Source organism: Phenylobacterium sp. (genome assembly GCF_028290885.1).
Classification (GTDB): Bacteria; Pseudomonadota; Alphaproteobacteria; order Caulobacterales; family Caulobacteraceae; genus Phenylobacterium.
This window is the reverse complement of the sequence record NZ_JAQGIZ010000188.1, coordinates 1-7978: the sequence shown is the minus strand read 5'-3', so window position 1 is coordinate 7978 and position 7978 is coordinate 1. Positions and strand designations below refer to the sequence as shown.

The following is a 7978-nucleotide window of genomic DNA, read 5'->3' as shown; positions in this document are numbered from 1 at the left end:
ATCTCGCCGTCCTCGGTCCAGGCGGTGATCTCCAGCGCCTCGGGCAGCGCGCCCTTCTCCACCGACAGGCTGTGGTAGCGGGTGGCGGTGAAGGGGTTCTTCAGGCCGGCGAACACGCCCTTGCCGTCGTGGTGGATCTGGCTGGTCTTGCCGTGCATCAGCGCCTTGGCGTGCACCACCTGGCCGCCGAAGGCCTGGCCGATCGCCTGGTGGCCGAGGCAGACGCCGAAGATCGGCAGGTCGGCCGGCGCGGCCTCCAGCAGCGCCAGGCAGATGCCGGCGTCGTTGGGGGTCTTGGGGCCCGGCGACAGCAGCACGCCCTGCGGTTGCATCCCCAGCGCCTCGCGCACGGTGATCGCGTCATTGCGCACGACATGCGTCTCCGCGCCCAGCTCGTTCAGGTAGTGAACCAGGTTGTAGGTGAAGCTGTCGTAGTTATCGATCACCAGGATCATGCGGGGAGCCTTATTCCGCCGTCCAGCCGCCGTCCACCGACAGATTGGCCCCGGTGATCTGCTTGGCGGCCTCGCCGCAGAGGAAGACGGCGAGGGCGGCGACCTCGTCGACGGTGACGAACTGCTTGGTCGGCTGGCTGTCCAGCAGCACCTCGTTGATCACCTGCTCGCGGGTCATGCCGCGGGCCTTCATGGTGTCGGGGATCTGGTTCTCCACCAACGGGGTCCAGACGTAGCCCGGGCTGATGCAGTTGACGGTCACGCCGTGGGTGGCGAGCTCCAGCGCCACGGTCTTGGTCAGGCCGGCGATGCCGTGCTTGGCCGCCACATAGGCCGACTTGAACGGCGAGGCGACGAGGCTGTGGGCCGAGGCGGTGGAGATGATCCGGCCCCAGCCGCGCTGCTTCATGCCCGGGACCGCGGCGCGGATCGCGTGGAACGCCGAGGACAGGTTGATGGCCAGGATCTGATCCCACTTTTCGATCGGGAACTCTTCGACCGGCGAGACGAACTGGATGCCGGCGTTGTTCACCAGCACGTCCACCGAGCCGAAGGTCGATTCGGCCAGCGCGACCATGGCGGCGATCTCGGCGGGTTTGGTCATGTCGGCCGGCGAGTGGATGGCCTTGACCCCGAACTCGGACTCGATGGCGGCGCGCTCCTTCTCGATGTCCTCCGGCTTGCCGAAGCCGTTGATCAGGACGTTAGCGCCCTCCGCAGCCATGGCGCGGGCGATGGCGAGGCCGATGCCGCTGGTGGAGCCGGTGACGACGGCGGTCTTGGACTTGAGGATCATCGGCGGGCGTCCTTTGCGGGCTGGCGGAAGGGTTTTTCGGCGTCCCGGTCGCGGCCGGGATCGATGGCGACGGCGGCGCCTGGCTGCGCAGGCGTCGGATCGCGCCGGCGCCGCGCGATCGCGCACTCGCCGTCGGTCACCCCGGACGCCCAATGGTCGAGCATGGTCTGGCGCGAGAACTCGACGTCCTTGAAGCTGCCCTCGTAGGGGCGGTCGCGGTAGATCAGCTGCACGACGATCACCGACGGCTCCCGGGCGAACTGGCTGAGCAGCCTGATTTCGGGATCGTCGGCGAGGTCCGGCGGCAGGTTCTTGAGCAGGCCGCCGAGGGCCGTCTTCATGCGGTGGATGCGCAGCTGTGCGTCGGTGTTCAGCCGCGTCCGACTGGAATAGCGGATCTCCTTCTCGCGCTCGCTGGCTTCCTGCATCGTGCGGGGCAGGGGCCCGCGGGCGCTGAACAGGTCGAGCTGGTAGATGACCAGGTCATCCTGCTCGTCCTGGTCGAGGACGTATTCCAGCGGGGTGTTGGAGACGAGGCCGCCGTCCCAGTACCACTCGCCGTCGATCTCGATGGGCGGCAAGCCGGGCGGCAAGGCGCCGGACGCCATGATGTGCTCCGGCCTGATCTTCTGGTGGGCGTTGTCGAAGTACGCGAAGTTGCCGGTGCGGATGTTGACCGCGCCGACGCTCAGGCGGGTCTCTTGAGCGTTGATCCGATCGAAGTCGACCAGCCGCTCGAGCGTCGCCTTCAAGGGCGATGAATCATAGTAGCTCAGCGCCTCCGGCCCGCCCGACAGCAGCAGCGGCGACACCGCGCGCGGCGTGAAGAAGCCCGGCACGCCCGTGGCCATCGCCCAGCCGATGCTGACGTCCCCCAAAGCGGCGCGGAACTGGTCCAGGTTGCTGAGCCCGCTCGGCGACCAGCCCGAGGTCACCAGGCTCCAGAACTCCCTGAGCCGCTCGATCCGTGCGCCCGGAGGATTGCCCGCGATGATCGCGGCGTTGACCGCGCCGATGGAGATCCCCGCCAGCCAGTCGGGTTCGGACCCGGCCTGGCTCATGGCCTCGTAGACCCCGGCCTGATAGGCGCCGAGCGCTCCGCCACCCTGCAGCACCAGCACACGGCGGTGATTGGGAGTCGTCACAAGGGCCTCCGTCCGTCCTGTGAAGCGGGATCGTGCGGGCTCTGCACCCGGGGCGCGGCGATATTGCGGCGCACAATGACCGGCGTGAAGGGTGAATCCAAGCCGTGCTCAGCGGTTGCGCGATCCGGCGTCCGGGCCGATCCTCAAGCCCATGCCGCCCGCTGATTCCGCCCTCGACGCCGATGAGATCGCCCGCGCCCGCGGCCTGCTCGTCCGACGCAAGCGGCCGCAGCGGATGTGGCCGGTGCTGGCGGCCGCGGCGTTCCTGGCGGTCTCGGCGCTCGCCTTCGCGACGGCGATGATCCTCGCTCCGCCGCTGGTCAGCGAGCACGTCGCCCACCAGCGCGGCGCGAACTAGTGTCCCGATTCCGAAGTTCGCTCGGCGTGTGGCCGTGAATGAGGCGAACTTCAAATCCAGCACACTAGGTCAGACGAAGCGCCAGCTCTCTTCCGCCGCGCGGCGCAGAGCCCGGGCCTTGTGCAGGGTTTCTTCGTATTCGGCGTTAGGGTCGGAGTCGGCCACCACGCCGCCGCCGGCCTGGACGTACATCACCCGGTCCTTGAAGAGCGCGGTGCGCAGCACGATGCAGGTGTCGACCGAGCCGTCGCAGCCGAAGTAGCCGACGCCGCCGGCGTATCCGACGCCGCGCTTCTCGATCTCCAACTCGTCGATGATCTCCATGGCCCGCACCTTGGGCGCGCCGGAAAGCGTGCCGGCGGGCAGCGCGGCCATCACCACGTCGACGGGATCGAGGCCGTCCGGCGCATCGCCCTCGACGTTGGAGACCAGGTGCATGACGTGGCTGTAGCGCTCGACGAAAAAGCTGGCGGTGACCCGCACGCGGGGCGATTTCGGAGTCTGCGGCGGTGCGTTGGCGCCGCGCTCCTTCAGCATGGCCACCCGGCCCACGTCGTTGCGGCCGAGGTCCAGCAGCATCAGGTGCTCGGCGCGCTCCTTGGGGTCGCCGATCAGCTCCTGTTCCAGCGCCAGGTCCTCGGCCGGCGTTGCGCCGCGCGGCCGCGTGCCGGCGATCGGACGGATGGTGATCTTGCCGTCGCGCAGGCGGACCAGGATCTCCGGTGAGGAGCCGGCCAGCTGGAAGTCCCCGAAGTTCAGGTAGAACAGGAACGGCGAGGGGTTCATCCGCCGCAGCGAGCGGTAGAGGGCGAACGGGTCGCGGCTGAACGGGCTGCGGAACCGGTGGCTGGGCACCACCTGGAAGACGTCGCCGGCGCGGATGTAGTCCTTGGCCTGCTCGACGATCTCGCAGTAGCGCTCGCGGCTGACCGGGGAGGTGAAGGCGTCGGGCTCCGGCTGGCCGTCGCCGACCAGGGCCGGCGCCGGCCGCTTGAGGTCGGCCATCACCGCCTGCAGGCGTTCTTGAGCCGCCGCATAGGCCTCGCGCGCGCCCGTCCCGTTCGGGCGCGCCGGCGTCACCAGGATGATCTCCTGAGCGATGGCGTCGAAGATCGCCACGATCGAAGGCCGCGTCATCACCCCGTCGGGCAGGTCCAGCGGGTCGGGATTGACGTCGGGCAAGTGCTCGACCAGCCGGATCATGTCGTAGCCCATGGCGCCGAACAGGCCGGCGGACGGCGGCGGCAGGCCGGCGGGCAGCTCGATCCGCGAGGCGGACACCAGGTCGCGCAGGCTGTCCAGCGCGCCGCCCTTCTGCGCCGTGAACCGGCCGGCCGCGATATCCTCCCCCTCGGCGATCTCGGCGCGGTCGCCGCGGCAGCGCCAGACGAGGTCCGGATTGAGGGTGATGATCGAATAGCGCGCGCGAAAGGCCCCGCCTTCCACGGACTCGAACAGGAAGGCGTAAGGGCGCCCGTGGCCGATCTTCAGATAGGCCGAGACCGGCGTCTCGAGGTCGTCGATCAGGCGCGTCCAGACGAGCTGCGGCGCGCCCGCCTGGTATGCCTGCTCGAAAGCCGGATACGCAGGCTCGACGATCATTTCGCCAAGGCCGGCTTGGCCTTCTCTCGCGACGCCGAAGCGGCCTTGGGGTCGATGGGCTCCAGGCCGATGGCCTGGCGGGCGCGGTTGGTGTCGACGGTCACCTTCACCTTCCGCCGCGCGTAGGTGTGGGCGGACTCGCCGAGTTCGCGATAGAGGGCCTGGGTCATCTGCGGCCGCAGGTTCTCCGCCGTCTGCGCGATCGTCACACCGTCGCCGGTATGGATCGCCTCCAGCCTGCCGACCACATAGCCGAAGTGGCTGTTCTCGGCGGTGAACGCCTCGCCGGGCCGCGAGGTGAAGAGCTTGCCCAGCATGTCCTGCGACAGCATCGGGTTCTGACCGGCGGTGCGGCGGTCGATGCCCGGGACGCGGGTCACGGCGGCGCCGGCAGCCTTGGCGACGGCGTCCAGGGTCTCGCCCTTCTTCACGCGGTCGGCGAACGCCTGCGCGCGGGCTTCCATCGCCTTGGCGACCTCGCGCTGCATCCACACCTGGACGAGCTTCGGCCGCACCTCGGCGAGCGGCGGCATGGCGGGCGGGATGATCTTCTCCACCCGCACGGCGAAGTACTCGCCGCCGCCGGCGTCCTCGACCTCGCTCTCGCCGCCCGCGGGCAGCGACCAGGCGGTCTCCATCAGCTTCTGGGTGAGGCCCTGCACCGGCTGGCCGGTCGCGTCGTGGCCGTTCTGGGCGAGCGGACCGAGGGTCACCGCCGGCACGCCGGCCTTCTGGGCGGCGGCCGCCAGGTTCGCGCCGCTCTGGTGAGCGTCATCATAGGCCTGGGTCAGCGCATAGACCTTCTCGGTGGCCGCATCCTTGCGCAGCTCCGCCTCCAGCGCCGGGCGGACCTCCTCAAGCGTCACGGCATGGCCGGGCGTCACGGAAACCACCTTGACGACCGCGGACCCGAGGTCGCCGCGCACCAAAGCCGCCTGGCCGACAGGCGTCTGGAAAGCCGCCGCCGCCACCTTGGGGTCGGGGATCGCGGTCTGCGGCTTGTTCTCGTAGGTGATAGCCTCGACGCCGGCCGCCTTGGCCACCGCGGCCGGATCGAGACCCTTGGCCAGGCCCTGAGTGATCTGGCCGGCGGCGGCCGGGGTCTTGACCGGGATCTGGATGATGGTGCGGGTCTCCGGCGAAGACAGGGTGTCCTTGCGGAAGTCGAAGCGCTTCTTCAGCTCCGCCTCGTCGATCGGGAGGTTGGCGCCCACCAGCGCAGGCGAGAAGCGCACGACGGTGAGCACCCGGAACTCCGGCCGGGTCAGGGCGGCGGCGTTTTCCTTCATGAACTGGGTCAGCTGGGCGTCGGTCGGCGGCGCCGGCGGCGGCACGCTCGACGGCTCGATCCCGAAATAGCCCAGGTCGCGGCTCTCCATCCCGTAGATGGCGGCAAGCGCGGTGTAGGCGCGCGGCGCGCGCAGGCCTGCGACCAGTCCGGTGGCGGCCTGTTGCTCGGTGATCTGGTCTCGCATGCGGGCGTCGAAGGTCGCCGCGGTCAGCCCGTTGTCCTGCAGTCGGCGCAGGTAGGACTGCTTGTCGAACCGCCCGGACACCTGGTCGAAGAAGGCGGGGATCTTCTGGATTTCCGCAGCGATCAGCTTGTCGGAGGGCCGCAGGCCGATCTTGGTCAGCAGGGCCGCGAACGCTTCGCGCGTCGCCACACCTTCCAGCACCCGGCGGTCCAGGCCGTTGGCGGCGGCGATCTCAGGGGTGATCGGCTGGCCGACCTGCTGCTCGACCTGGGCCTTGAAGCCGTCGAATTCGCGCTTGTACGCCGCGGGGCTGACTGACCGCGAGCCGGCGGTGATCACGTCGCTGCTGACCTTGGCGTGGAACATGTCTCTCGCGCCGAACACCGCGAAACTGATGATCAGGAGGGCGATCAGGACGGCGGCGTAGGGCGATTTCGCGAAAGCGCGAATCTTAGCGAGCATGAATTCCCTTTCCGGGGTGCGGGCGTGCGCGCCGGTATATGGAGGCCGCTGCCGACCCGCAAGCGCGTGACATGCGGCCCAGCTTGGCTTAACCGCCCCCCACCGCCGATTGCCGCGACCCGCAGTGAGGCCCGATGACCGCTCCGACACCCCTGATCGCCGGAAACTGGAAGATGAACGGCACGGGCGCCTCGATCGCCGAGGCGCGCGCGGTGGCCGCTCAGCTCGACGGCCGGCATGTGCGGGTAGCGATCTGTCCCCCGGCCACCCTGATCCAGCGCATGAGCGAGGCCCTGGCGGGCACGGCGGTGCTGGTGGGCGCGCAGGATTGCCACAGCGAGGAGTCCGGGGCTTTCACCGGCGACGTCTCGGCCGAGATGCTGGCGGACGCCGGCGCGAGGCTGGTGATCGTCGGCCACTCCGAGCGGCGCGCCGGCTACTGCGAAACCGACGAACTGGTCGCCCGCAAGGCCCGCGCCGTGGTGCGGGCGGGCCTGGAGCCGATCGTCTGCGTCGGCGAAACCCTGGCGCAGCGCAAGGCCGGCAAGGCCCTGGAGGTCGTGACCGGCCAGGTGAGGGGGTCGCTGCCCCGCGAACTCGACCGCAAGCCCTACTCGCTCGCCTACGAGCCGGTGTGGGCCATCGGCACCGGGCTGACGCCGACCCTCCCCGAGATCGAGGAGATGCACAGGGCCATCCGCGCCGTCCTGCGGGAGCTCTTCGGCGACGACGGCGACAAGCCGCCGATCCTCTACGGCGGCTCGGTGAAGCCCGACAACGCCGCGGACATCCTGCACGCAGCCGAGGTCGGCGGCGCCCTGGTCGGCGGCGCCTCGCTGAAGGCTGAGGATTTCCTGGGCATCATCCGCGCGGTCTAGGTCGTGTGCCCATAAGGCTGAAGGCGCCGGTGAGGTCACGGGTGTTGGATTTGGCGCGGCGACCGGCCGACAAGCGGACTCTCTGGATGTCTGAGACGGGTTGGGAAGTGGACGTCCGCCAATATTTAATGTCGGCTGGGGCGTGGCCGGTGCGTCCTTGGCTCAGGAAGCACGCAAAAGGGAAATCGCGAATGGTCGACCTGGTCCTCACCACCTTCGACTGGGTTCCCGAAACGCCGCGCGGCTATGTGCGCGACCTGCGCGTGCGTTGGGCGCTGGAAGAGGCCGGCCTGCCCTATCGCGTCGAAAGCACGCCCTTCCGCGAGCGGATGGCCGAGCACTTCGCGCATCAGCCCTTCGGCCAGGCGCCGTGGCTGACCGACGGCGACCTCTCGATCTTCGAGAGCGGGGCGATCCTGCTGCATTTGGGCGAGCGGAGCGCGGCGTTGTTGCCGGCCGATCCGCACGGCCGCAGCGACGCGATCGAATGGCTGTTCGCGGCGCTCAATTCCGTCGAGATGGCGAGCCTGCCCTGGTCGTTGTTCAAGTTCTCCGGCGACACCGGCGACACGTCCGGGTGGCGGCTGTTCGACCAGTTCCTGAAGGCCCGGCTGCAGCACATGGAGCCTGTGCTGGCGGGCCGCGAATGGCTGGCGGGGACCTTTTCCGTCGCCGACATCCTCATGGCGGACGTGCTGCGGCTGGTCGATCGGTTCGACGGGCTGGCGGACTATCCCGCCTGCCGCGGCTATGTCGCGCGCGCCACGGCCCGGCCAGCCTTCGCCAAGGCCCACGCCGACCAGATGG

Annotated in this window: 8 protein-coding genes; 3 read left to right on the top strand and 5 right to left on the bottom strand. The window is 69.5% G+C overall.

The annotated features are described in order from the left end of the window. The 3 genes from JWP28_RS12785 to JWP28_RS12775 all read right to left on the bottom strand — a co-directional run. Window positions 1-455, bottom strand: a 455-nt coding sequence (locus JWP28_RS12785) for an aminodeoxychorismate/anthranilate synthase component II (protein ID WP_299543413.1), incomplete at its 3' end; no start/stop codon positions are given. Between the two features lie 10 nt (window positions 456-465). Then, window positions 466-1251 (bottom strand): 3-hydroxybutyrate dehydrogenase, encoded by a 786-nt coding sequence (locus JWP28_RS12780; protein WP_299543411.1) that lies wholly within the window; start codon window positions 1249-1251, stop codon window positions 466-468. Continuing rightward, complete coding sequence (locus JWP28_RS12775; protein WP_299543409.1) at window positions 1248-2396, bottom strand: patatin-like phospholipase family protein; 1149 nt, start codon at window positions 2394-2396, stop codon at window positions 1248-1250. The genes JWP28_RS12780 and JWP28_RS12775 overlap by 4 nt, the downstream gene beginning before the upstream one ends. Before the next feature lie 91 nt (window positions 2397-2487). Here JWP28_RS12775 and JWP28_RS12770 point away from each other — a divergent pair, with 91 nt between their 5' ends. Next, window positions 2488-2754: a hypothetical protein gene (locus JWP28_RS12770; RefSeq protein WP_299543408.1), complete on the top strand. Its 267-nt coding sequence runs from the start codon at window positions 2488-2490 to the stop codon at window positions 2752-2754. 69 nt (window positions 2755-2823) lie between these two features. On the opposite strand, the gene trpE is transcribed toward JWP28_RS12770, so the two are convergent. Together trpE and JWP28_RS12760 are read right to left on the bottom strand one after the other, a co-directional pair. Then, window positions 2824-4356 carry an anthranilate synthase component I gene (gene trpE, locus JWP28_RS12765; RefSeq protein ID WP_299543407.1) on the bottom strand — a complete coding sequence of 511 codons (1533 nt, stop codon included), beginning with the start codon at window positions 4354-4356 and terminating at the stop codon, window positions 2824-2826. Then, entirely contained in the window at window positions 4353-6293 is a 1941-nt protein-coding gene (locus JWP28_RS12760; protein ID WP_299543405.1) for a peptidylprolyl isomerase, read from the bottom strand. The genes trpE and JWP28_RS12760 overlap by 4 nt, the downstream gene beginning before the upstream one ends. 134 nt (window positions 6294-6427) lie before the next feature. Here JWP28_RS12760 and tpiA point away from each other — a divergent pair, with 134 nt between their 5' ends. Together tpiA and JWP28_RS12750 are read left to right on the top strand one after the other, a co-directional pair. Beyond that, a complete protein-coding gene (tpiA, locus tag JWP28_RS12755; protein WP_299543403.1) occupies window positions 6428-7171 on the top strand; it encodes a triose-phosphate isomerase in 744 nt (247 codons plus the stop codon). 191 nt (window positions 7172-7362) lie between these two features. Then, window positions 7363-7978: glutathione S-transferase family protein (locus tag JWP28_RS12750; protein WP_299543402.1), on the top strand; the 616-nt coding region annotated here is incomplete at its 3' end.

Bases quoted from the DNA above. Each gene is read 5' to 3' on its own strand.
- JWP28_RS12780 (WP_299543411.1), bottom strand. From the start codon at position 1,251: ATGATCCTCAAGTCCAAGACCGCCGTCGTCACCGGCTCCACCAGCGGC.
- trpE (WP_299543407.1), bottom strand. From the start codon at position 4,356: ATGATCGTCGAGCCTGCGTATCCGGCTTTCGAGCAGGCATACCAGGCG.
- JWP28_RS12760 (WP_299543405.1), bottom strand. From the start codon at position 6,293: ATGCTCGCTAAGATTCGCGCTTTCGCGAAATCGCCCTACGCCGCCGTC.
- tpiA (WP_299543403.1), top strand. From the start codon at position 6,428: ATGACCGCTCCGACACCCCTGATCGCCGGAAACTGGAAGATGAACGGC.